Annotated in this window: 19 protein-coding genes; 7 read left to right on the top strand and 12 right to left on the bottom strand. The window is 20.0% G+C overall.

The genetic code is table 11. The annotated features are described in order from the left end of the window. Nucleotides 1–3: 3 nt before the first annotated feature. The 3 genes from nrfD to H0H39_RS00250 are packed head-to-tail and all read right to left on the bottom strand — an operon-like array spanning nt 4 to nt 5,606. Nucleotides 4–1,368, bottom strand: a complete 1,365-nt coding sequence (gene nrfD / locus H0H39_RS00260) for an NrfD/PsrC family molybdoenzyme membrane anchor subunit (RefSeq protein WP_185877414.1) — start codon at nt 1,366–1,368, stop codon at nt 4–6. Between the two features lie 12 nt (nt 1,369–1,380). Further along, complete coding sequence (locus H0H39_RS00255) at nt 1,381–4,278, bottom strand: 4Fe-4S dicluster domain-containing protein (RefSeq protein ID WP_185877413.1); 2,898 nt, start codon at nt 4,276–4,278, stop codon at nt 1,381–1,383. Nucleotides 4,279–4,301: 23 nt separating this feature from the next. Continuing rightward, nucleotides 4,302–5,606 carry a c-type cytochrome gene (locus tag H0H39_RS00250; RefSeq protein ID WP_185877412.1) on the bottom strand — a complete coding sequence of 435 codons (1,305 nt, stop codon included), beginning with the start codon at nt 5,604–5,606 and terminating at the stop codon, nt 4,302–4,304. A gap of 188 nt (nt 5,607–5,794) precedes the next feature. On the opposite strand from H0H39_RS00250, the gene H0H39_RS00245 reads away from it, so the two are divergent. The 5 genes from H0H39_RS00245 to H0H39_RS00225 are packed head-to-tail and all read left to right on the top strand — an operon-like array spanning nt 5,795 to nt 10,147. After that, nucleotides 5,795–7,066, top strand: coding sequence for a M16 family metallopeptidase (locus tag H0H39_RS00245; RefSeq protein WP_185877411.1), 1,272 nt, complete (start codon nt 5,795–5,797; stop codon nt 7,064–7,066). 15 nt (nt 7,067–7,081) lie between these two features. Beyond that, nucleotides 7,082–8,467 carry a M16 family metallopeptidase gene (locus H0H39_RS00240; protein WP_185877410.1) on the top strand — a complete coding sequence of 462 codons (1,386 nt, stop codon included), beginning with the start codon at nt 7,082–7,084 and terminating at the stop codon, nt 8,465–8,467. Between the two features lie 24 nt (nt 8,468–8,491). Next, nucleotides 8,492–8,812 (top strand): iron-sulfur cluster assembly protein, encoded by a 321-nt coding sequence (locus tag H0H39_RS00235; RefSeq protein WP_185877409.1) that lies wholly within the window; start codon nt 8,492–8,494, stop codon nt 8,810–8,812. Between the two features lie 12 nt (nt 8,813–8,824). Beyond that, a complete protein-coding gene (locus H0H39_RS00230) occupies nt 8,825–9,754 on the top strand; it encodes an SPFH domain-containing protein (RefSeq protein WP_185877408.1) in 930 nt (309 codons plus the stop codon). Between the two features lie 9 nt (nt 9,755–9,763). Then, on the top strand, nt 9,764–10,147 hold the full coding sequence (locus H0H39_RS00225; RefSeq protein ID WP_185877407.1) for a DUF3127 domain-containing protein: 384 nt from the start codon (nt 9,764–9,766) through the stop codon (nt 10,145–10,147). Here H0H39_RS00225 and H0H39_RS00220 read toward each other — a convergent pair. The 3 genes from H0H39_RS00220 to sucC form a co-directional block, all read right to left on the bottom strand. After that, the gene (locus tag H0H39_RS00220) at nt 10,144–10,812 is read right to left on the bottom strand and encodes an endonuclease III domain-containing protein (protein WP_185877406.1); all 669 of its coding nucleotides are present in this window, start codon (nt 10,810–10,812) and stop codon (nt 10,144–10,146) included. The genes H0H39_RS00225 and H0H39_RS00220 overlap by 4 nt on opposite strands. A gap of 330 nt (nt 10,813–11,142) precedes the next feature. Further along, nucleotides 11,143–12,621 (bottom strand): hypothetical protein, encoded by a 1,479-nt coding sequence (locus tag H0H39_RS00215; protein ID WP_185877405.1) that lies wholly within the window; start codon nt 12,619–12,621, stop codon nt 11,143–11,145. Continuing rightward, nucleotides 12,618–13,826: an ADP-forming succinate--CoA ligase subunit beta gene (gene sucC / locus H0H39_RS00210; RefSeq protein ID WP_185877404.1), complete on the bottom strand. Its 1,209-nt coding sequence runs from the start codon at nt 13,824–13,826 to the stop codon at nt 12,618–12,620. Before sucC ends, H0H39_RS00215 begins: the two co-directional genes overlap by 4 nt. Before the next feature lie 302 nt (nt 13,827–14,128). Here sucC and H0H39_RS00205 point away from each other — a divergent pair, with 302 nt between their 5' ends. Further along, nucleotides 14,129–14,791, top strand: coding sequence for an alpha/beta hydrolase (locus H0H39_RS00205; RefSeq protein WP_185877403.1), 663 nt, complete (start codon nt 14,129–14,131; stop codon nt 14,789–14,791). Between the two features lies 1 nt (nt 14,792). Next, the gene (locus H0H39_RS00200; protein WP_185877402.1) at nt 14,793–15,350 is read left to right on the top strand and encodes a hypothetical protein; all 558 of its coding nucleotides are present in this window, start codon (nt 14,793–14,795) and stop codon (nt 15,348–15,350) included. Here H0H39_RS00200 and odhB read toward each other — a convergent pair. The 6 genes from odhB to H0H39_RS02905 all read right to left on the bottom strand — a co-directional run bounded on the left by odhB (nt 15,345) and on the right by H0H39_RS02905 (nt 26,074). Then, entirely contained in the window at nt 15,345–16,538 is a 1,194-nt protein-coding gene (gene odhB / locus H0H39_RS00195) for a 2-oxoglutarate dehydrogenase complex dihydrolipoyllysine-residue succinyltransferase (protein ID WP_185877401.1), read from the bottom strand. The two genes, H0H39_RS00200 and odhB, sit on opposite strands and share 6 nt — an antisense overlap. A gap of 17 nt (nt 16,539–16,555) precedes the next feature. Next, a complete protein-coding gene (locus H0H39_RS00190; RefSeq protein ID WP_185877400.1) occupies nt 16,556–19,288 on the bottom strand; it encodes a 2-oxoglutarate dehydrogenase E1 component in 2,733 nt (910 codons plus the stop codon). Nucleotides 19,289–19,333: 45 nt separating this feature from the next. Then, nucleotides 19,334–22,006, bottom strand: coding sequence for an alanine--tRNA ligase (alaS, locus tag H0H39_RS00185; protein ID WP_185877399.1), 2,673 nt, complete (start codon nt 22,004–22,006; stop codon nt 19,334–19,336). A gap of 38 nt (nt 22,007–22,044) precedes the next feature. After that, nucleotides 22,045–22,785: a lysophospholipid acyltransferase family protein gene (locus tag H0H39_RS00180; RefSeq protein ID WP_185877613.1), complete on the bottom strand. Its 741-nt coding sequence runs from the start codon at nt 22,783–22,785 to the stop codon at nt 22,045–22,047. Between the two features lie 78 nt (nt 22,786–22,863). Next, nucleotides 22,864–24,675 carry a cytochrome c biogenesis protein gene (locus H0H39_RS02910; RefSeq protein WP_238785653.1) on the bottom strand — a complete coding sequence of 604 codons (1,812 nt, stop codon included), beginning with the start codon at nt 24,673–24,675 and terminating at the stop codon, nt 22,864–22,866. Beyond that, a complete protein-coding gene (locus H0H39_RS02905; protein WP_238785652.1) occupies nt 24,665–26,074 on the bottom strand; it encodes a cytochrome c biogenesis protein ResB in 1,410 nt (469 codons plus the stop codon). The genes H0H39_RS02910 and H0H39_RS02905 overlap by 11 nt, the downstream gene beginning before the upstream one ends. Nucleotides 26,075–26,096: the final 22 nt, after the last annotated feature.

The raw sequence follows: 26,096 nt of genomic DNA, 5'->3' as shown, positions 1-26,096 counted from the left end.
TATCTATTTATCTGTTTGTTTTATAATTGTTTTTAATTCAGATTGAGATATAACAGGAAATACACGTATGTATAATAAATATAATGTAAAAAATAAACCTATTGTTCCTATGAAAATTCCTACATCTATAAATGATGGAGTAAATCCAGTCCAAGAAGAAGGAAGATAATCACGACTTAAATTTAAAACTATAATATCAAATCTTTCAAACCACATACCTATATTAATAATTATTGCTATTAAATATGACCAAAAAAAACTTCTTCTTATTTTTTTTATCCATAAAAATTGTGGAATAATAATATTACATATAATTAATAACCAAAAAGCCCACCAAAATGGACCAAAAGCTGCTTTATTGGAAAAATAAATAAATTCTTCAAAAGGACTACTAGAATACCATGCAAGAATATATTCAGAAATATAAGCTATTAGAACTATTCCTCCTGTTAATAAAATAATCATATTCATAAATTCAATATGATTTCTAGTAATATAATTTTCTAAAGAAAGAGCTTTTCTAGCAACTCCTAATAAAGTTTGAACCATAGCAAATCCTGAGAAGATAGCTCCTGCTACAAAATATGGAGGAAATATAGTACTGTGCCACCCTTTTATTACAGAAGTTGAAAAATCAAAAGATACAATAGTATGAACGGAAAAAACTAGTGGTGTACATAATCCAGCTAATATTAAAGAAACTTCTTCAAATCTTTTCCAATCTTTAGCACTTCCTCCCCATCCAAAACTAAGTATAGTATATATTCTTTTTTGAAATGGATCTGATATTCTATCCCTAACCATTGCAAAATCAGGAATTAATCCAATAAACCAAAAAATGGTTGATACAGAAAAGTAAGTACTAATAGCAAATACATCCCACAATAAAGGAGAATTAAAATTAGGCCACAATGATCCAAATTGATTTGGTATTGGTAAAACCCAATGAGCATTCCATGGTCTACCCATGTGTATTATTGGAAATAATCCAGCTTGTATTACTGCAAAAATAGTCATTGCTTCAGCTGAACGATTAATAGATAAACGCCATTTTTGACGAAATAAAAGTAATACTGCTGATATCAATGTTCCAGCATGTCCTATTCCAACCCACCAAACAAAATTAGTAATATCCCAAGCCCAATTTATAGTTTTATTTAGACCCCAAACTCCAATTCCTTTTGTTATTGTATATATTATGCATAACAATCCCCAAATAAATGCGAAAATAGATATAAATAATGAAATCCACCAAAATTTTCCAGCTTTATTTTCAATAGGATATACTATATCATTAGTAACATCTTTTATATTTTTTTTTCCTAAAATCAATTTTTCTCTTATGGGAGATTCATAATAATCTAACATAATATTTTTTATTTACTTATCATTTCTTATTTTTACTAAATAATTGACATTAGGGCTTATTCCTATAAACTCAAGAAGTTTATAGGATCTTATATTATTTATTTTCTTACGTATAATACTATTTTTATCTTTAATATCACCAAATGTTATTGCTTTAGTAGGACAAACAATACTACATGCTGTTTCAAATTCATTGTCTTTTACTTTTCTTTTTTCTTTTTTTGCTTTTGTTATTGAATATTGAGTTCTTTGAATACATAAAGAACATTTTTCCATTACACCTCTAGTTCTTGTAACTACATCTGGATTTAACACCATTTTTCCCAATGTATTATTCATATGAAAATCAAAATCTTTGTTGTCTAAATAATTAAACCAATTAAAACGTCTTACTTTATAAGGACAATTATTTGCACAATAACGGGTTCCTATACATCTGTTGTATGTCATCATATTTTGACCTTGTGATCCATGAGTAGTAGCTCCAACTGGACAAACTGTTTCACATGGAGCATATTCACAATGTTGACACATTATAGGTTGAAATGATACTTTTGGATTATCTTGTGATTGTCTATTTAATTTTTTTTTGTCATTATGATAATATCTATCTATTCGTATCCAATGCATATCTCTAAAATTTCTTATTTCGTCTTTTCCAACAACGGGAATATTATTTTCAGAATTACATGCTATTATACATGAACCACATCCAATACAAGTATTTAAATCTATAGATAAATTAAAATGATGTCCATCATTATTTTTATTTTTTATTTTATTTTTTTCCATATTCCAGATATTATCATTAATATTTTCTTTTTTATTCCAAACTTTTTTAGGATATTTTAAAAAAGTATCCAAATTCGTTTCTCTGATAATATCTCTTTCTAAAGGTGAATTTTGTAATTGTACGCAAGCAAATTTATGTATTATATTTGTTTTTTCTATTTTTATATTTTTTTGTATTATATTAAATTCATCATAAATTTTATATGAATTTTTTCCATCACATAAATTAGATAATTTTCCTATTTTTTGTCCGTATCCAAATGCTATACCAATTGATCCTATTGCTTGTCCATATTGTATAAATGCAGGTATGTTTTTAATAACTATTATATTATTTTTTATTATATTAACACAATTTCCATTTAATGATCCATCTGTAGTATTCCAATTTTTTATATTAAATTTTTTTGAATCATGATGTGAAATAGTCATGTAATTTCCCCAAGTAGTTCTTGTTATAGGATCTGGAAGTTCATGTAACCAAGGGTTATTATATTGAAATCCATCGCCCATACTTGTTTTTGTATACAATCTAAGTTCAAATTTATTTTTTATATCATTAGTTATTTTATATGTTTTTAATATTTTTGTTTTACTATATAATTTTTTATTATTATGATTTTTATTAGTTTTTACAAATCCTTTAAATAAGGCTTCATTAAAAGAAGAGCAGTTAGAATATGGTATAATATTTTTTTCCCATTTTTTTTTCAAATATTCATAATAATTTATTTCATTAATATTACTCCATCTAATAATAGAATCTTGTAATTGTCTTGTATTAAAAATTTTTTGTATAGTTGGTTGAATGAGAGTATAGTAATTTGAAATAGGATTAAGATCACCCCATGACTCTAACCAATGAGGAATAGGAGCTATTACTTTCATAATTTTATTTGTCTCATTCTTTTTTGTTGAAAAAGAGACTGTTAAAGGAATATTTTTTATTGATTTTTTTATTATATTAGAAATAGATGAGGGAAGATTATAAATAATATCCAAATCATTAATAAATAATGCTCCTATATTATCTTTTTTTAGATCATCAATAAAATTATAAAATTTTTTATCATCACTTTCTTTAGAAAGTATAAATTTTTTATTTTTTATGGCATTGCTATTGATTTTTTTATTAATTAAAAACGACATTTCATACATATCTTTATCCCCATCTGCAAAAATTACGCACTTATTCCATTTTTTTTTAATTAAAGAATAAATTATTTTAGATTCATTATCGTTAGGTTCTTTTCCAAAAAAAATACATTGATAAATATCAAATAACATTTTTTTTATATCAGTAGGTTTTTTAGATATTCTTTTATCAGAATTAGCTCCAGATATGGACATATTACTTTCTATATGAATATGTTGTATCATAGTATTATTATCTAGATTTCTATTATTTGCATAATATTTTTCTATATTTTCTGGAATCCAATCTCCTAAGAAATCAGCATCAAATGATACTATTAAATCTATATTTTTCAAATCAAAAAAAGGTATAGCTCGTCTTCCAAAAATATTTTTTGAAGCATCTAATATCTTAGAATAAGAAATAGGATCATAAATAATCCATTTTGTATTAGGATATTTTTTTTTAAAATCTTTAATTATTTCTTTGGTAGAAAAACTTGGAAATGATGGAGAAATAAATATAATATGTTTTTTTGTTTTATTCAAATACTTTAAATTTTTTATAATATAATTATCAATGGATTTCCAGTTACTTATTTTACCATTTAAATATGGAAATTTAAATTTTTCTTCATCATAAAGTGATAATAATGAAGATTGTATCCTTGCTGAAACAGTGTTAAAATATGAAGAATCAAAATTTGGTTCTATTTTTATTGGTCTACCTTCCCTTGTTTTTACTAATACACAAGCCATATCAAACGAATCAACCATAGTAGTGGCATAATAAACAGGAATTCCCAAAGAAATATTATCAGGTTTAACTATATAAGGTATAGATTTTATTACAGGACCTTTACACGCAGTTAATGTAACAGAAGCCGTGCTGAATCCTATCCATTTTAAAAAATCTCTTCTAGAACTTTTTTTGTTAAAAAAATTTTTTATTAAATATGTATTTTTTTTCTCCTTTTTTATCATAAAATAATTTTTATATTATATTGTTAATAATGGCATTTAGCACATTCAGTTCCTCCAATTTCATTTAAAGTGGATTTTTTTATGTTATTATTTTTATAATACTCTTTGTAATATTGATTATCCATATCAACTTTAACATTTCTATGACAAGAAATACACCATTCCATTGTAAAATCTTCATGCATTTTTACTTGATCCATTTTTTTAACATTTCCATGACATGCACTACAAATTATATCTACTTTTTTTAATTTTTTAATTGTTTTTTCTCCAATTTTTGTGTGTTGAGAATGATCAAAATAAACAAAATCAGGCATATTATGTATTCTAATCCATTTAATAGGATGAACATTATCTGTATATTTCATTTTTTCTTTATTCCATCCTGCAGTGTAGTAAATTTTATTTATTTCTTTATTATAATCATTTATATTTTTTCCTTTTTCAATATAATTTCCTTTGTATTCATTAATAGTAATATGACAACTCATACAAACATTAATAGTAGGAATTCCAGCTACTTTTCCATATTTTGCATTAGAATGACAATATTGACAATCTATTTTATTAATATCAGAATGTATTTTATGAGAAAAATAAATAGGTTGCATCGGTTTATATCCTTTATTAATATCTATTTTCATTAAAAAAAACCAGATCATATATATATTAAATACGATAATAATTCCTAAAAAAGAAGATAATAAATACCAATTTTTCTTTTTATTTACAAGAAAATTTTTATATAAAATTTTTATTAAAAAATTTTTTATATGTAATCTTGTAATATATTTTGGTTTACCATACATTAATTTATGAAGAACATAAATTCTATATAAAATCCAAAGTATTATTAAAGTAATAATACTAAAAAATAATAGAAATATTTTTATTAAAAATGATTTATTTTTTCTTTCATATATAAAATTTTCATATTCTTCGTTAATTTTAATTTTATTTTCATTTACTTTTTCTTTTTTTGATTTTTTTATAAAAAAAAGTATATCATCAATTTGTTTTTCTGAAAATTGAGGAAAAGAATTCATTTCTATATTTCCATATTCTTTGTAAAGATCAATAGCATCTTTATCTCCACTATTTCTTAATGATTTATTATCTTTTATCCATTTGTGTAACCATTCTCTATTTCTTTTTTCTGTAACACCATATAAAGCTGGACCTATCATTTTTTTATTTAAATCCATATAATGGCATGCTGTACAATTTTTTTTAAAAAGATTTTTTCCATTATCAAAATCTCCATCTATATTTTTGGATTCTAATAAAAAAGAATAAAAAATTAAAATAAAAATTAAAATTTTTCTCATACAAAACAATTTCATAAAAAATTTGAATTTGAATAAATAAAATGAAAAATATCATATTTTATGTAAAAAAAATTGTAAATTCTCCATTTAATTATAAATAATTGAATTAAAATCCTTAAAAAATAATTTTGAATTTATTTTTTAAATTTATAGATAAATTATTTCTTAAATTACCAATTTGATATTTTATGGAATCTAATTACAAAATTTCTTTTTTAGAAGAAAAATTATTAAATGGATTACATGTTTTTTATTATCAAGATAAAACAAATCCTTTAATATCAACATCTGTTCTATATCATGTAGGAAGTAAAGATGAAGATCCTGGAAAAACTGGGTTTGCTCATTTTTTTGAACATCTTATGTTTGAAGGATCAAAAAATATTAAAAAAGGAGATTATTTTAAATATGTAGCTTCTAACGGAGGACAAAATAATGCATATACAAGTCAAGATGAAACTTATTATTATGAAATATTACCATCTGATTGTCTTCCACTAGCTTTATGGATGGAATCAGAGAGAATGTACTATGCTAATGTAGATAAAGAAAGTATAGACATACAAAGGAAAATAATTAAAGAAGAAAAAAAAACAAGAGTTGATAATCAACCTTATATAAAAGCTCTATCGGAAGTAATTCCAGCTTTGTTATTCAAAAAACATCCATATAGATATCCAATAATAGGATTTAACAAAGATTTAGATAATGCAACAGAAGAAGATTATAATAAATTTTATGAAAAATATTATATCCCAAGTAATGCTATTCTAGTTATAAGTGGAGATTTTGAGATAGAAGAAGCTAAAGAATTAGTAAAAAAATATTTTTCACAAAATTTTAAAAATAAAAAATTAATTAAAAAAGAAATTCCTAAAGAAGAATCTATAAATAAAGAAATAATAACTACATATATAGATAAAAATACTAAAGTTCCAGGGGTTTTTTTATCTTATAGAATTCCAGAAATGATTAATAAAGATTTTTATGCATTAAAAATAATAGATAATATTTTATCTTCAGGAGAAAGTTCAAGAATAATAAGTAATATAGTTAATGATAAACAAATTGCAGTTTATGCTGGATCTTTTTTAGATTCTATGGAAGATTATAGTATGCTTACTATATATGGAATATTGTATCCAAATGTTAAAGTAGAAAGATTATTAGAAGGAATTGATAAAGAAATTGATATGATAATAGATAAAGGTATTACTCAATACGAATTAGATAAACAAATGAATTTTTTTGAAAGAAAATCTATTTCTGATAATTATTTTATAAGTGGAGTATCTTCTAATTTATCACATTATTATTTATATTATAAAAATGCTAATTTAATTAATAATGAAATAGATAACTTTAAAAAAGTTACAATACAAGATGTACAAAAAGTAGCTAGTAAATATCTTATTAAAAATAATAGAGTTCGTTTATATAATTTACCAGAAAAAAAATAATATTTTATAATAATAATGCTTATTAACACAGAAGAAAATATAGATATACCTCCTAAATCTTTAAAAAGAAATATTAATATAAAATTAAAGAGGCCTAAATATTTTTGTATGAAAAATGGATTAAAAGTTATTTTAGTAGAAAATCATAAAATTCCCCTAGTTAGGGTTGTTTTAGAATTAGAATCTATTCCATTACTAGAAGGAAATAAGGCTGGAATACAAAAAGTTTTTGGTCAAATGTTGAGATCTGGAACTAAAAATTGTTCTAAAGAAGAATTAGATAATATAGTAGATTATATGGGGATAAGTTTTCATACTTCTTTTTCTGAAATATTTATTTCTACTTTAAAAAGACACTTAGAAAAATCTATATCAATTATATTAGATATTATAATGAATTGTAGGTTTAATAGTTCTGAAGAATTAGAAAAAGCAATAAAACAAATTATTACTGATATTCATATATCGGAAAAAGATCCAAATATTATTTTGAAAAGAGTAAAAAATATAATATTATTTGGAAAAGATCATCCATATGGAGAATATGAAACTGTTGATTCTGTAAAAAAAATAACTCTACGTGATTTAAAGAGATTATATAAGAAATATTATATACCTAATAGATTTTATATAACTTTTGTGGGAGATATATCTGTTAAAGAAGTTAAATATTTATGTAAAAATTATTTTTCTAAATGGAAAAAAAAATCATATATAGATAGATATAAAAATGAACCAAAACAAAAAAAAATTTCTGGGATAAAAATACATATAGTAAATATTCCTTCTTTAACTCAATCAAGTATATGTTTTGGAAAAACAATAAATTTAAGAAAAAATGATCCATTATATATATCAGCTATATTAGCAAATGGAATACTAGGAGAAGGAGCATATAGTCGTCTTTTTATAAATTTAAGAGAAAAAAAGGCATATACATATGGTGCATGTTCTATTTTAAAACCTGATAGAAATATTGGTAGTATTTCTACATATACACAAGTAGGTAATGAGGTTACAGAAAATGCAATAAGAGATATAATTGATGAGATATCAAATTTTGTATCAAAAGGAGTTTCATTAGAAGAGTTAAAAATTAAGAAAAAAGAAACAATTGGACAGTTTTTATTAGATTTAGAAGATCCTGCAAGAATTAGCGAACTTTTTGTTTGTGAAAAAAAAGATAATCTTCCTTATAATTTTTATGATACTTTGATAAGTAAAATTCAATCAGTTACATTAGAAGACGTATATGAAACATGTAAAAAATTTTTCAATCCTAATAATGGAATAATTTTGATTGTAGGAAAACTAAAAGAAATTTTACCTTCTATAAGAAAATTAGGTTATCCTATAAACCAAGTTGATCAATTTGGAGTTTTATTAAAAGAAAATATATAATTAAAAGAAAATTATAATAATATAATGTATAATGATAATAATAGTAATTTAAAAAATAAAATTATATCTACATTAAAAAGTATATATGATCCAGAAATTCCGGTAGATATTTATGAATTAGGTTTAATTTATGATATTCAAATTTCATCTATTAATAAAGTTAAAATAATTATGACATTAACTACTCCAAATTGTCCAGTTATAGAAAGTTTACCAATAGAAGTAGAAAAAAAAATAAAATCAATTAAAGAAATAAAAGAAGTTAAAGTTAATATAACTTTTGATCCTCCATGGAGTAAAGATTTTATGAGTGATGAAGCTCGTTTAGAATTAGGTTTATTATAAAAATATTTTTTTATGGATGTTTTTAATTTATTATTTTACGGAATATTAATAATTTTATTTTTTTATATATTTTCAAGTTTTATATTTATAGTTAATCAAGAGACTACTGCAATTATAGAAAGAATGGGAAAATATCATAGTATTCGTTATGCAGGATTAAATTTTAAAATTCCTATTTTGGACAATATAAAAGGTAAATTATCTTTAAAAATTCAACAATTAGATGTTTTAATAGACACTAAAACAAAAGATAATGTATTTGTTAAAGTTAAAATATCAGTTCAATTTAAAGTTATAAAAAATAAAGTTTATGAAGCTTTTTATAAATTAGATGATTCTAATACTCAAATTAAATCTTATATATTTGATGTAGTTCGTGCAGAAGTTCCTAAAATGAGATTAGATGATGTTTTTGAAAGAAAAGATCATATAGCTCTTGCTGTAAAAGGAGAATTAGAAGAATCAATGTCAGAATATGGATATTCTATTATAAAAGCTTTAGTTACAGATCTTGATCCTGATGAACAAGTAAAAATAGCTATGAATCGTATTAATACAGCTGAAAGAGAAAAAGTAGCTGCTGAATATAAAGCTGAATCTGAAAGAATAAAAATAATAGCTAAAGCTAAAGCAGAAGCGGAAAGTAAAAAATTACAGGGAAAAGGAACAGCAGATCAAAGAAGAGAAATTGCTAAGGGTATATTAGATTCTGTAGAAGTATTGAATAATGTAGGAATTAATTCTCAAGAAGCTTCAGCGTTAATTGTAGTTACTCAACATTATGATACTCTTCAATCTATGGGAAAAAGAAGTAATAGTAATTTAATATTGATTCCAAATTCACCAGGATCAGCTAATGAAATGTTAAATAATATGATTACTTCATTTAGTGTATCTAGTAAAATTGGAAAGTATATGAATAAAAATAATATTGAAAAATAAAAAATAATTATGGAAATAGTAGGTAAAGTAAAAAAAATATTTGATATTCAAAAATTTGAAAGTGGATTTAAAAAAAGAGAAATTGTAATTACAACTGATGATCCTTATCCTCAGGATATTTTAATAGAATTTATACAGGATAAAACTAGTTTATTAGAGTCAATAAAACCGAATGAAAAGGTAAAAGTTTTTATTAATATTAGAGGAAGAGAATGGAAAAATCCTAAAGGTATTATAAAATATTTTAATTCTATACAAGGATGGAGAATAGATAGAATATCTAGTTCTTTATCAAATTTAGGAATATCTAAAGAAGATAATATAAATTCTAAAAATTCATCTGACTTATCATCTCAAGTTTCATCTGATGATTTTGATGATTTACCTTTTTAAAGTAAAGAATTATTTAATAATTCTTGATGAATTATATCTTTTTTTATATTCAATTTATTATATGGAGAGAACTCTCTTCCATAAAGAATAATTTGTAAGTGTAATTTTTTCCATTTTTTTTTTTCAAAAAAAATTTTAACATTTTTTTCTGTTTCATTTATATTTTTACCATTACTTAATCTCCATCTATACATCATTCTATGAATATGAGTATCTACAGGAAATACTTCATATTTATTTGTTATTGAAATATGAGATAAAAAAACAGATGCAGTTTTGTTTCCTATTCCTGGTAATTTTTTTAATATTGAAATATTTTTGGGAATAATACAATTAAATTTATCTATTAATATTTTGGATAAATTAAAAATGTTATTAGCTTTTTTATTATAAAGACCTATTTCTTTTATTAAATTTTTTATTTCTTTTAAAGAAAGAGAGACAATATCGTAAGGAGATTTAATTTTATTAAAAATTTTTTTTGTTACTTCGTTTACTTTTTTTTCTTTACTTCTTGAAGTAAGAATAATAGATATTAATAAAGTATATTCATTAATATAATATAAATTAATTTTTGGATATGGATATAAAAAATTTAGTATTTTTTCAATAATTTTTATTTTTTTGTATAATTTATTTTTTTTTAATGATCGTTTGTATATCATTTTTTTTACAATGTATCTTTGATAAAATTTATGTATACCTTTTTTTAAAGATCTAACTACATATTAATTATTAAATACTTTTTTTTTCAATTTTTATTAATTTACCTTAATTTTTATGACCAATATATTTAGGATATACTCCTATTAATAATGAATTATTTTTTTTGTATTATATAAAATTAGAATTATCATTTATAATATCTTCATTTGAATTAATAGTGAAATAATAAATTTTTTTTTATTATTTGATGAATAATAATAAATTATAATAAATAAAGATATTTTTACGTAATAATTAATAAAAATAAATTTAATTTAAATTTATTTTTATTAATGAATATTTTTTAGATTTAATCTTTTTATTAAAGAGTCTATAAATTTATTTTTTTTATATAAAATTTTATATTTATTTTTTTTAGTTTCATTTTCATCAAGTTTTTTTCTATTTATAATTTTAATATTTGAAATTATATTATATATTTTTTTTTCAAAAAATTTTATAAAATTTTCATTAATTAATGATAAATTATTATTTTCTATATCTATATTTGGAATTATTATAATAATTTTATTATTTGATATTTCAATTTTAGTTTTATTTATAAATTTATCAATTATTGTTGTATTTTTATAATTGTCAGTAATAAATTTTTTCCAATATTCTGAAATAAAATTTATATTATTTTGTATAATAAAAAATTCTTTATTTAATATATTTTTATCAACTTTTTTTTCTTTATATAAAGAAAAAAAAGTTGATAAACTAATTATATTTGTTTCAATTATTGAATTAATAATGTTATCATTATAATGATAAGAATATAATATATGTTCTATATTAAAACACATATTTAATATTTTATTTAAAATAAAAAAAGATATATTTTTTGATTGAATTTCATAATAATTAATTAAATATTTATTATAATTTCCTATCATAAAAATTTTATTATTTTTTTTATATAATAATAAATTTTTTATATATTTTTTTAATCCATTTATAAAATCATGAGGATTTTTATTTTTTTGATAAAAAATATTTTTTATCATTATTAATATATCATGTATTTTGTTATCTAATAAATAATCTATTAATTTAAAATAAAATTTTGTATCAATTAATTTTAATTCATTTATTACTAAATTTTTAGTAATTATTTTTTTATTGTTATCTGTAATAATTTTGTTAAATAAAGTAATAGCATTTCCAATTGATCCATCTGCATATTGTGATATTATTAATAAAGCTTCTTTATCTATTTTTATATTTTCTTTTTCAGAAATCATTTTAATATGAAAAAAAATATCTTTCACAGATATTTTTTTAAAATTAAAAATATATGAATATTTTAAAATATAATTTGGAATATTTTTTTTATTTTCATCACAAATTATAAATAATATATTTTTAATTACAATTTTTGTTATTATTTCAGTTATTATAAAAAAACGTGAAGGAATTGAATTTAATTTATTAATTACAAATACATTTATATTATTATGAAATAAAAATTTTTTTAATGTTTTTTCTATATCATATGAATTTTCTAATTCATTATAAAATTCTATTAATTTAATATTATTTTCTAGTATAGAAAATTTATTATTTAATTTTTTAGCTAAAATGTTTGCACAAACATTTTTTCCTACTCCTGATTTTCCAAAAAAGAATAAAAAATTGGGTATACACTTATTATTTTTAATTATTTTTTTCAAATTAAAAATAATTTTGTTTTGGCCTATTATTTCTTCTAATTCTTTAGGATGATATTTTTCTGTAAAAATTTTTTTTTCAAAAAAATTATTCATAATAGAATTTTTTTTATCATATCAGATGCATCTTTTAATGTATTAACATAATGAATAGGTAATTTACTACTTTGTAAAATTTTTCTTGCAAATTTTTCATTTGTTCCTTGTAAACGAACAATTAATGGAATATTTATACTTTTATTTATTTTAAAATATGATTCTATTATTCCTTTAGCTACTATATCACAACGAACTATTCCACCAAATATATTTATCAATATAATTTTAACGGAATAATCATTTAATATTAAAGAAAAAGATTTATTTACTCTTTTTTTATCTGCGGATCCTCCTATATCCAAAAAATTAGCAGGATGTCCTCCACAAGATTTTATCATATCCATAGTAGCCATAGCTAATCCAGCTCCATTAACCATACACCCTACATTTCCATCTAATTTTATAAAATTTATTTGATTTTCTTTATGAAAAAATGAATTATTATCTTTATTTTCTTTATTATTATCATTACTAACATCAACTAAAAAAAAATTTTTTTTTCTACGAAAATCTGCATTTTTATCTAATGTAATTTTAACATCTATAGGTATAATTTTGTTATTATGTGTTTTTATAAATGGATTTATTTCTAATAATAATATATCGTAAAAATTATAAGCTTTATTTAAAGAAAATAAAAAATTTTTAAATAAACTCATTGATGTTTTTTCATTTATTCCCAAATTAAATCCTATTTTTCTTACTTGAAAAAATTGTAATCCTAAAATAGGATCTATTTCTTCTAATTGTATTTTTTTTGGATTATTTTTTGATAAATCTTCTATATTAATTCCTCCTTCTTGAGAATAAATAATAACATTTTTTCCTATGTTTCTATTTAATGAAATGGATATATAATATTCTTTTGGATTATTATTATAATATACATCTTCTGATATCAATATTTTTTTTACTAGTATTCCTTTTTTTGAAGTTTGAGGTGTAATTAAATATTTTCCCAAAATATTTTTAGATACTTCATATGCTTCATCTAAACTTTTTATCAATTGAATACCTCCTGATTTTCCTCTTCCTCCTGCATGAATTTGAGCTTTTATTACTAAAGATTTTTTGTTTGTTTTTTTAAATAATATTTTTGCTGCTTTAACAGATTCTTCTGGAGAAGTTGCAATTATACCTTCAGGTACATGAATAGAAAAATATTTTAATATTTTTATTCCTTGGTATTCATACAAATTCATTTATTTTTTCAATTTTTTTATTTAATTAGTAAATTTAAGCTAAAATTATATATTTGAATTATTACTATTAAATTAAAAATTATGATAAATAAATATAAAATTGGATATAATTAAATAAAAATTTAATATTTTATAATACAAAAAATTTATTTTTATTTTATTATCATTCATAATTTCATCATACATGCATAAATAAATAAGTAAAATAAAAAAATATATAATATAATCTAAGTAACAAAGTAAAAATTAAGATTATATTTAAATAAATATATAAATATAAATACTAAATTAATATACTAATAATGTTAAAAGAAAATTGTTCTATTAAATATATTATAAGAAAAAATAATAAAAGTATAAAATATCAATCGTTGTTTTTAATGATTCATGGATATGGAAGTAATGAAAAAAATCTTTTTTCTTTTGAAAAAGATATACCAGAAAATTTATTTGTAATTAGTATACGTGGTATTTATAGAATGGATGAAGATAAATATTATTGGTATAATATAGATTTTTCAAATGATAAAAAATTTATTAATAAAAAACAAGCTAAAAATTCTATTAATAATATATCACATTTTATTAATTATTCAATTAAAAAATATAATCTAAAAAAAGATAAAGTTTGGTTATGTGGATTTAGTCAAGGAGCTATATTAAGTTATGCAATAGCTTTAAAAAATAATAAAGTAAAAAATGTACTTTCTTTAAGTGGATATTTGGATGAAGAAATTCTACCTAAAAAAATATATGAAATAAATAATATATTTTCTCGTAAAATAAATTTTTTTATTTCTCATGGAAAATATGATAATATTATTCCAGTTGAATGGGTTAGAAAAAGTATTAAATTATTAAATAATGAAAAATTATTTTCAATTTTTTACAAAGAATATGATTCTGAACACAATATAAATGATTCTAATTATATAGATTTAATAAATTGGATTAAAAGTAAATAATATGAGTATACGTATAAAATTAATAATATTTATTATATTATTTTTATTATCTATATTCTTATTTTTTATTAAAAAAAATTATTTTCTAGGAACAATATCTATATTAATTAGTTTAATTACTATTTTTTTTATATTTAGAAATGAATTTTTATTAATAGCAATTATTAAAGTTGGTAAAAAAGATATGAAAGGGCTTAAAAAATATTTAGGATATATTAAAAACCCTAAATTACAACTTATTAAACAACAAATAGCTTATTTTTATTTTTTAAATGGAATTCTTTTTTTAGAAAAAAATATGAATAAATCGGAATTTTATATGAAAAAAGCATTATATTGTGGATTAAAATTTAAACAAAATATAGCTATTGCTAAATTAAATTTAGCAATTATATCATTATCAAAAGGAGATAAAAAACAAGCGGAAAATCTTTTATCTGAAGCAAAAAAAATGGATGTATCTGGAATATTACAAAATCAAATACAAATTATAAAAAAACAAATAAAAAAAATAAATACAAGTAATATTCAAAATACTTTTTTTAGAAAAAAATTATAAATTTAGTATTTTCAATACATTATTTTCCATTAATAATTTTATAGGATTTTCTATTAAATTTTTTATATAAGATAAAAATCCTACAGATTCTTTTCCATCTATTATTCTATGATCATAAGATAATGCTAAATACATTATAGGACATATTTTAATAGAATTATTAACTACAGTAGGTCTTTCTGTAATTTTATGCATACCTAAAATAGCACTTTGTGGAGGATTTATAATTGGAGTGGAAAGCATTGATCCAAATATACCGCCATTTGTTATGGTAAATGTTCCTCCTTTCATATCTTCGATAGAAATAGTTCCATTATGTACTTTATTGGATAATCTATTTATTTCTTTTTCTATTTTATCAAAGGATAATAATTTATTAGCATTTTTTATTACTGGAACCATAAGTCCTTTTGGTCCAGATATTGCTATACTAATATCTACATAATTATAACTTATTTTTTTTTCGTTATATATTATAGAATTTACATCTGGATATTTTTTTAAAGACTTAACACATGCAGTAGTAAAAAAAGACATAAATCCTAATTTAATTCCATGTTTTTTTTTAAAAATTTCTTTGTATTTGTTTCTTAATAAAATTACTTCTTTCATGTTAACTTCATTAAAAGTAGTTAACATTGCTGTTTTATTTTTTATAGAAACTAATCTTTCAGAAAGTTTCCTTCTTAACGAAGATAAAGGAATTATAATTTCTTTTCTTTCTTCTTTTTTATCATAATATTCTGAATATTGATTTTTTATATCATTTTTTTCTATATAATGTTTTATACAATCTTTTTTTGTAATCATTCCATTTTTACCTGTTCCTTTTATTTTTTCTACAGAAATACTTTTTTCTCTTATAATTTTTTTTGCAGATGGAGAAGCAAATATTTTATTATTTTTTTTTTCTTTTTTGTTTTTTTCTTTTCTAATAATTTTTTTTATATTATTATAATGTTTAATTATACAAAAAGTATCTCCAACATTAACCTTGTCACCTTCTTTTACTAATAATTTTATTATTCCTTCTTCTTCTGAAGATATTTCCAATGTAGCTTTATCTGAATCTATTTCAGCAATAATTTGTCCTTTATTTACATAATCTCCATTTTTAACTAAAATAGAAGATATTTCTACTTCTAATATAGATTCTCCAGGAGAAGGGATTTTTATTTCTGTTATCATAAATACTAAAGTTTTAATTATTTAAAAATAAAAGCTTTTTCTAATATTTCATTTTGAATTTCGAAAAAATTACTATAAGAACCAACAGAAGGACTAGAATTTTCACATGGAGAAATTACATCAATATCTATAATATTTTTCATATTATTCAATATATATTTCCATAATCCCATATTTTTTGGTTCTTCTTGAACCCAAACTACTTCTGTTTTTTTATTATATTTATTTATGATATTTTTTATTTTTTCTATATTTAATGGATATATTTGTTCTATTCTTATTATCGCTATTGTATAATTTTTAATATATTTTTTTTTATCAAGTAAATCATAATATATTTTTCCAGAACATAATATTAACCTTTTTATTTCATTTTTATTTGATATTAGATTATCATCAACAATATCTATAAAAGATCCTTCAGATAAATCATCTATAGATGACATGCATTTTTCATTTCTAAGTAGACTTTTTGGAGTAAATACTATTAAAGGTTTTCGAAATTTTAATTTCATTTGTCTTCTTAATAAATGATAAAAATTTGCTGGAAAAGTACAATTTGCCAAAAAAATATTATTATTAGCACAAAGTTGTATATATCTTTCTATTCTAGCAGATGAATGTTCAGGACCTTGGCCTTCATATCCATGAGGTAATAGTAATACAATTCCATTTTGTATTTTCCATTTAGTTTCTCCAGAAACTATATATTGATCTATTATTATTTGAGCTCCATTACTAAAATCTCCAAATTGTGCTTCCCATAAAGTTAAAGTATTAGGAGAAATCATTCCATAACCATAGTCAAAACCTAATACTCCATATTCTGAAAGTGGAGAATTATATACTTCAATTTTTCCTTGTTTTTTTTCTAAAGAATTTAATATAATTATATTTTCTTCTTCTTCTGTTTTTACAATAATATGACGTTGAGAAAATGTTCCTCTTGCTATATCTTCTCCTGAAATTCTAATAGAAAAACCTTCATATAATAGAGTTCCATAAGATAATAATTCTGCCATACTCCAATCTATCAAATTATTTTCAATCATTGTTAATCTTTTTTTAAACAAAGATTTTATTTTTTTAAAAAAAATTTTTTCTTTAGGAAGAGTAAATATTTTTTTTGATATTTCTATTATTTTTTCTTTAGAAAATTTTGTATTTACATTTTTTAACATCAATTTTTTTTCAAAAATGATTGGATAATCTATCCATTCTTTTTTTAAAAAAGAATTTAAAATATTACATTTAATATATTTTGATTTTTCATATTCTTTATTAAGTAAATTAATATATTTTTCCTCTATAGATTTTAAATAAATATTATCTATAATATTATCTTTTTTTAATATATTTTTGTATATACAATATGAATTTGGATGAGAAGATATTTTATTATACATAATTGGTTGTGTAAACCTTGGATCATCTCCTTCATTGTGTCCATGTCTTCTGTACCCTATTAAATCTATAAAAATATCTTCTTTATATTTCATTCTAAAATCTATAGCAAAACAAATTGATTTTACAACAGATTCTATATCATCAGCATTAACATGTAAAACAGGAGAAGAAACAATTTTTGCAATATCTGTACAATAATAACTAGAACGACCTTCAACACTATTTGTAGTAAATCCTATTTGATTATTAATTATTATATGAATTGTTCCACCTGTTTTATACCCTTCTAATTTAGATAATTGTAAAACTTCATATATAATTCCTTGACCAGATATAGATGCATCACCATGAATAAGTATGGGAATAACCTTATTTATTTCTTTATTATGAAAAATATCTATTTTTGCACGTGTTACTCCTTCTAATATTGGAGTAATAGATTCTAAATGAGAAGGATTTGGAAGTAGATATATATCAATATTTTTATTTACATTATGATTTTTTTTTGTATAATGATATCCTAAATGATATTTAACATCACCAGAAAATAATGTATCTATATATTTTTTTCCATAAAATTCATTAAATATATGATGAAATTCTTTTTGTAATAAATTCGATAATATATTTAAACGGCCTCTATGAGCCATACCTATTATAAATTCTCTAGTGTAATAATTATTACAAGAATATTCTATCATATATTCTAACATAGGTAAAATAGATTCATTTCCTTCTAAAGAAAATCTTTTTTGTCCTATAAATTTATTATGAATATATTTTTCAAATATAACAGCATGATTTAATTTTTTTAAAAAAAATCTTTTTTCATTTATAGAAAAAGATTTAGAATTCATTTTTTTTAAATGAGTTTCTATCCAGTTTGTTTTAACATAATCTGATATATATGTATACTCTATTCCAATAGACTTACAAAAAGTATTTTCTAAAAAAATTATTATGTCTTTTAATAAATTTTTTTTATCATTTATTAATTTTCCTACTAAAAAAGTTTTTTCTAAATCTTTATTAGATAATCCAAATTTTTTTAATATAAAATTTTGATTTTTTTTATTGGATATTAATGGATTTGTATTTGCGAGTAAATGCCCATAGTTTTTATAGAATTGAATTAAATTAAATACAGAAATTTCTTTTTGTATTATTGAATCAATACATTTTTTTTCATTATTTCTATTTTTACTGTAAACTTTTTTTCCAAAATCAAATCCTTTGAAAAAGTTTATCCAACTTAATTCTACTAAATTTTGATTTTTTTTATATTTTTTATATAAATATTCTACAAAATGAATATCGTTCAAAAAAGAAAAATTTTCATTCATATTTTATAATTCAAATTTAAATAGTTAGTACATAATTCTTTATAATCATGAAAATATATTTTTTATATATTTTTTTATTTTTAATAAAAAAATATTTGTTTCATATAAATTATTTCCAATAGCCATAGAAAAATTTTTATTTCCCCATAATTTGGAACATTTTTTATCTGTTATTTCATCCATTATTTTATGAGCATTAACATTTTTATTTTGAATTATATCATTTGTAATAAATATAAATATGAAATATTTATCTTTTTTTATAAATCCAGTAAACATAAAAAAATTAGAATATATTTTAATTAAATCTATTCCAATTTTTTTTATTATTTCCTGATTCAAATATTGAACATATGTTGAATCAGTATAAAATTCACACACATATTTTATATAATTTAATTTTTTTATTTTTTTTATATAATTATTTTTTATATCATCTATTTTAGATGAATAAAATTTAGATATCTCTTTTTTAGCATCTATATATTTATTTTTTATATCTATAATTTTTTTTATTATAGGATTTTTATAATAATTCAAATATCTTTTTAAATCATTATATTCATAATAAATTTTATTTATAAACTGTATAGCATGTTTTGATGTAACAGCCTTAATTCTTCTTATTCCATATGAAACAGAACTTTCTGATATAATCTTAAATAAATGTATTAGGCCAGTACTTTTTGTATGTGTTCCAATACAAAGTTCATGAGAATCTCCAAAAGAAACAATACGAATTTTCTTTTCTTTAAAATATTTTTGTTGATTAATAATTAAAATATCTTTATATTTTTTAGCTTCTTTTAATGAGGAAAATTCTATTTCCTTTAATGAAAGATTATTATAAATTAATTCTTGAACACAATTTTCTATTTCTATTAATTTTTCATTATCAATTTTTTTATTATAAGAAAAATCAAATCTTAGATAATCATCACATACATAAGATCCTTTTTGTTTTATATCATTACTCAATATTTTTTTTAAAACAAAATTTAATAAATGAGTAGATGTATGATTTTTTTCTATATTTATTCTTCTATTTTTATTAACATGAGATTTAAAAGAAGAATATATATTATTAGGTAATTTTTTTGTAATATGAATAATATTAGAATTTTCTTTTTTTGTATCAATAATATGAATTTCTTCATCATTATTTGATAAAATACCAGTATCTCCAATTTGTCCTCCACCCTCAGGATAAAAAGGTGTTTTTGTAAGAACTAATTCATAATAATAATTTGTTGAATTTTTTATAGATTTTCTATATTTCTTAATATAACAAAAACAATTAAGATCATTATATCCTATAAATATATTCTCATCATAATTATTATAGACTTGAATCCAAGAATCTTTAATAAAAACTTTATTATTATATTTTTTAGATTTTTCTTTTTGTTCTAATAGTTTTTTATGAAATGTATTTTCATCTATCAATAGATTATTATTATTAATTATAATTTTTGATATTTCTATAGGAAATCCATAAGTATCATATAATTTAAATATCTTTTCTCCACTAATAATTTTTTTATTATTTTTTTTAGCATTATTAATAATATTATATATCTTTTTAGTTCCACTTTTAATGATATTTATAAATGAAATTTCTTCTGATTTTATTATATTATATATATATTTTTTTTTACATTCTAATTCAGGAAAATTTTTTTTCATTCCTTCTATAAAAGGAAAAACAAATTTATATATGAAGGATTCTTTTATACCTAAAAATAAATTAGCATGAACAAAGGCTCTTCTTAAAATTTTTCTTATTACATATCCAGCTTTATTATTTGATGGACAAATACCATCAAATATAGAAAATATAATAGCTCTTAAGTGATCAGCTATTATTTGTACAGATATATTTTGATTTTTATTTAAATTTTTATTAAAATTTATTTGTTCTTTTATGTTACATATTATAGGATAAAAAATATCAGTTTCATAACTAGAATTTTTTTTTTGTAAAACCATACATAATCTTTCTATACCCATTCCTGTATCTACATGTTTTATAGAAAGAGGTTTTAATATATTATTTATATTTCTTGTATATTCTATAAAAACTATGTTCCATAGTTCTATTACTTTTGGATGATTTTTATTTATTAATTTTTTTCCATTAATATCATTTTTTTCTAAATTATTTCTTAAATCTATATGTATTTCTGTACAAGGACCACATGGACCATGTTCTCCCATTTCCCAAAAATTATGTTCTTTTCCAAAGAAAAGAATATGATCTTTATGAACTAAAAGATTCCAAAATTTTAATGTTTCTTTGTCTAAGGATAATTTATCTTTTTTATCTCCTATAAAAATAGTTACATAAATATCATTTTTTGGTATATTATAAACATTGACTAATAAATCCCAGGCCCATTCTATAGCTTTTTCTCTAGAATAATCTCCAAACGACCAATTTCCCATCATTTCAAACATTGTATGATGATAATTATCATATCCTACTTGTTCAAAATCATTATGTTTTCCAGTAACTCTAAGACATTTTTGTATGTTAACAATTCTAGTATAATTTGATTTTTTATATCCTAAAAAATAATCTTTAAATGGATTCATTCCTGAATTAACAAATAAATTTGAAGAATCATTTTCTAAATATATAGGAAAAGAAGGAAAAATTTCATGTTTTTTTCTTTTAAAGAAGTTAATAAATGTATTTTTTATTATTTTATATTCCATCTGTTGTTTTATATAATTTTTTATTAATCTATTACTTATTATTTTTTATATTTATCAGATTGTTCTATTGAATCCATTATTTTATCCATGATATTATTTACATTTTCATTTTTTATATTTAATTGAACAGGATTTTTAATTTTCATTTTTTGTATAATTCCTTTTTTTTTTATTTTTATTCCTTTTTTATCATAAGCATCTTTAAATCCGTTTATTACTATTGGAACTACAATAGGATTATATTTTTTTATAACATGAACAATTCCTCTTCTTCCAGGAGAAAACTCTTTTGTAGTTCCTTGTGGAAAAGTAATTAACCATCCATCATTTAAAGCTTTACCCATTAGATTTATTTCAGATAATAATCTATTCATTTTTTTATTTTTTTCTTTCCACACTCTTTTTACGGTAATTCCTCCTAAGTAAACAAATATTTTTGATAAGAAACTACTTTTCATAGTTTCTTTAGCTGCTACATAATATAAATTTAGTTTTGGATTGAAAAGATATATTGGATTGTTAACATTTTTTATAAAACCATTTTTTACGCTAAAAAAAACATGAAACATTGCAAATACGTCTATAAAATATGTTTGATGGTTTGATATAAATAATACTTTTTTATCAGGAAGATTTTTAATATTTTCAGTACCTTCTAATTTAAGATCATTGAATCCATTACATTTATTGTAAGAAATATATCCTAAAAAAAAAATTAACAAACGTTTTATAAAATAAAGATTACCTAATGCATCTTTATATCTAAAAAAAATTTTTATTTTATTTATTAATTTATTTTTTTTATTATTTTTATTTTTTTCGAAAAAAAAAGAATAAATACTCACCGTATAATTATTTTAAAATAATTTTTCTTTTTTATATTTTTCCTCTAAAAAATATGCAATACCAGAAATAATAAATAAAATTATTAATCCATAATATATACAATTTGAAATATATATAGAATCTCCTTTTGCATAAGAATGAAGTCCAGATAAATAGTAATTTACTCCAAAATAAGTCATAATTATAGAAATTATAGATAATACACTTAAAAAATTGAAAATAACTTTATTTTTCATAAATGAAATTAGACGTGTATGTAATACAAATGCATAAATCATTATACTAATAAGAGCCCATGTTTCTTTAGGATCCCAACTCCAATATCTTCCCCAACTATTATTAGCCCATATAGCTCCTAATATTGTTCCTATAGTTAATAAAAATATACCTATAATGAGACACATTTCATTAATTATAGTTAATTTGTATATTTGTGTTGAAATCTCAAGTTTTTTAATAGGAAAACATTTTTTTATAATACAAAAAATTAATACTAAAAAACCTAATAAAGCTCCCGTAATAAAAAATCCATAACTTAATGTTATTGTTGCTACATGTATGATAAGCCAAAAAGATTTTAAAACTGGAACTAAATTTGTTATTTCTGGATCCATTATATTTCCATGAGCAATCATTAATAAAATGGATGAAATTAAAGAGGTTAATCCTAGTATAAATGAATTTCTATAGAATAAAAAACCGGTTCCTGAAACACAAAAGCTTATAAAAACAGTAGATTCATATCCATTAGTCCATGGTGCATGATTAGAAATATACCATCTAGTAATTAATCCTAAAAAATTAGAAATAAATAAAAAAAATAAAATAAAAGATAATATTTTGTTAAAAAATAAAATATATTTTTTTTTTATAAATATTTTTAAAAATGAATTTAAAGTAATAAAACCTCCTATAATAGCATATAAAAATATCAAATAATAGAATATATTTATTTTGTTATAAAAAATTTCCGCAGATATTTTTTTTTCTGTAGGTAAAATAGATTTAGCATATTTATTTTGATAATATTTTATTTTATTTAATTCTTTATCAGCTATTTTCCAATCTTTTTTAATTTGAGAATTAAATAAAGATTTTAAATATTCACTAAACATAATAAAACCTGAAGGATTTAGTTTTTTATTGTCTGGTCTAATCCAACTAGACCAAGTTTGATTTATATCGTTTGGTATTGGAAAAATTCTAATATATTTTCCTTGAAAAATTCCATGTATAATTCCAACTCTTTCAATAACACGAATAATAGATTTTTCATATTCGTTTCTATCTGATGGATCTTTAGAAAAAGATTTTTCATAATCATCCTGTAAAACAAATTTTAATTTTAATGTTATTGGATCTATTGTATAAAAATCCATTAATGATACATAATTTTTTTTATCATATATATTAATTTTTTTAGATAATTCATTTATTACATTTTTTTCTATCCTTATAAAAGGAACTTTCATCCAAAAAACATTATCTTGATGAATTGATATAAACCATTGATTAGCATTTATATTTCCTATATAATCTTTTTTATAAATTTTTCTTAATAATTCAACAGCAATAGTATTAATTGGTTTAATTCTACCATTATAATCTTGAACTAATATTCTACCAAAATTATCTGCATGTTTTTTAGATATATTAACATAATCGTAAATATTTTTTATATCATAATAGTTTCTTTTATGTATATCATTATTACTATTGTTGTTAATTTTATTATGTTTATGTAATGGATTAGAATATATAAAATTACTGATTGATAATAATATGAAAAATATAAAATAGAAATTTTTTTTATTAATTTCCATAGTGTTTTAATTTATTTTTAAGATAATTAAATCTAGATCCTTTACAAAATATTGTAAATAACATTCCAATAATCATAAACAAATATCCTACGTAAGAAAAAATAGTTCCTATCCAATCATTATTAACAATAATATGTGTACCTTTTTTATCTGGATCATATCCAGATTGAAAAAGTCTATATCCTTTATATTTTAAAATTTTATTCATATATATAGTATAATTTTTACTAATGTTATTATCTTTCAATGTTAAATTGCTAGTATAATAAGATGGGAAATCAGATCCTGGGTAATTTTTTACAATAAAGTTATTTAAACTTAAATAAAAAGGAAGATCCCAATATATAGAGCCATATCCTATAGATATTTTGTAATTATCAATAGTAATTGGTAAACTCATTTTTATATTATTTTTTTTTCCAATAAAATTAATTATTCTATTTTTATCATGAAAAAAAATATTAGCTGTAATATAAAAAATATTTGATGTATTTTTTTCATCCTCTTTTTTACAAGATTTAACATATTTTAGTTCTCCTTTTATAATACCTTCAGGTATTACCCAATAAATTTTTTTTTTAGAATTAATATAAGTTTCGTATAAACATTTTTTTTTTAAAATATTAGTTTTATTTTTATTTATAAAAAAATGTTTTCCATTTATCATATCAACACGTTTAATTGGAAATGTAGATTTTATATATGTTTTTCCTTCTTTTTCAAAAATTTTTATTCCATTTTTATTATTTTTGTTTAATGAAAAATAAATATTGTTTATTTTAAGAAATTTTTTATTTTCAATAAATGATTCTATTCTTTCTCCTTCATTTATAGAAATAATTTTTATTATTTTTTCAATTGGATTTTTTTTTGAAATGAATATTTTTGCACATGGTATATAATTTATTATTTTTATTTTTAATAAATTTTTTTCATCAATAAAAAATTTATTTTCATAATTCTTATTTAAATAAGATAAATTATAAGGTTCGTAATAAAGTTTTTTTTTATTTTTATAATTTATTCCAATTTTTATATAATTTTTATTAGAAAAAACTTTATTATTTATAAATCCTTTTCTTAAATAAATTGTTCCTTCATTACTAAAATATCTAGATAAAAATCCTCCTATAAAAATAATTATGAATGATAAATGAAAAATTAAAATTGGTATTTTTTTTTTATTCCAAAGTTTATATTTATATATATTTCCAATTAAGTTTAATATAATTATTAATATTAATATTTCAAACCAAGTGGATTCATATATAAATGTTTTTGCTATATTGGTAGAATATTTATTTTCTATAAAAGTAGCAAAAGCCATTGATATAGATAATGACAAAAATAAAATAGCAGTTGTTTTAGTAGAAAACAATATTTTTTTAAAAAATTGCATATGTTATTTTATAAATTTTATT

The organism is Blattabacterium cuenoti, assembly GCF_014252315.1.
Classification (GTDB): domain Bacteria; phylum Bacteroidota; class Bacteroidia; order Flavobacteriales; family Blattabacteriaceae; genus Blattabacterium; species Blattabacterium cuenoti_AI.
The sequence above is the reverse complement of the archived record's forward strand: the minus strand, read 5'-3'. Positions and strand labels throughout refer to the sequence as shown.

Coding starts and splice junctions, on each gene's coding strand:
- nrfD (WP_185877414.1), bottom strand. CDS start 1,368: ATGTTAGATTATTATGAATCTCCCATAAGAGAAAAATTGATTTTAGGA.
- H0H39_RS00255 (WP_185877413.1), bottom strand. CDS start 4,278: ATGATAAAAAAGGAGAAAAAAAATACATATTTAATAAAAAATTTTTTT.
- H0H39_RS00250 (WP_185877412.1), bottom strand. CDS start 5,606: ATGAGAAAAATTTTAATTTTTATTTTAATTTTTTATTCTTTTTTATTA.
- H0H39_RS00245 (WP_185877411.1), top strand. CDS start 5,795: ATGGAATCTAATTACAAAATTTCTTTTTTAGAAGAAAAATTATTAAAT.
- H0H39_RS00240 (WP_185877410.1), top strand. CDS start 7,082: ATGCTTATTAACACAGAAGAAAATATAGATATACCTCCTAAATCTTTA.
- H0H39_RS00235 (WP_185877409.1), top strand. CDS start 8,492: ATGTATAATGATAATAATAGTAATTTAAAAAATAAAATTATATCTACA.
- H0H39_RS00230 (WP_185877408.1), top strand. CDS start 8,825: ATGGATGTTTTTAATTTATTATTTTACGGAATATTAATAATTTTATTT.
- H0H39_RS00225 (WP_185877407.1), top strand. CDS start 9,764: ATGGAAATAGTAGGTAAAGTAAAAAAAATATTTGATATTCAAAAATTT.
- H0H39_RS00220 (WP_185877406.1), bottom strand. CDS start 10,812: ATGATATACAAACGATCATTAAAAAAAAATAAATTATACAAAAAAATA.
- H0H39_RS00215 (WP_185877405.1), bottom strand. CDS start 12,621: ATGAATAATTTTTTTGAAAAAAAAATTTTTACAGAAAAATATCATCCT.
- sucC (WP_185877404.1), bottom strand. CDS start 13,826: ATGAATTTGTATGAATACCAAGGAATAAAAATATTAAAATATTTTTCT.
- H0H39_RS00205 (WP_185877403.1), top strand. CDS start 14,129: ATGTTAAAAGAAAATTGTTCTATTAAATATATTATAAGAAAAAATAAT.
- H0H39_RS00200 (WP_185877402.1), top strand. CDS start 14,793: ATGAGTATACGTATAAAATTAATAATATTTATTATATTATTTTTATTA.
- odhB (WP_185877401.1), bottom strand. CDS start 16,538: ATGATAACAGAAATAAAAATCCCTTCTCCTGGAGAATCTATATTAGAA.
- H0H39_RS00190 (WP_185877400.1), bottom strand. CDS start 19,288: ATGAATGAAAATTTTTCTTTTTTGAACGATATTCATTTTGTAGAATAT.
- alaS (WP_185877399.1), bottom strand. CDS start 22,006: ATGGAATATAAAATAATAAAAAATACATTTATTAACTTCTTTAAAAGA.
- H0H39_RS02910 (WP_238785653.1), bottom strand. CDS start 24,675: ATGGAAATTAATAAAAAAAATTTCTATTTTATATTTTTCATATTATTA.
- H0H39_RS02905 (WP_238785652.1), bottom strand. CDS start 26,074: ATGCAATTTTTTAAAAAAATATTGTTTTCTACTAAAACAACTGCTATT.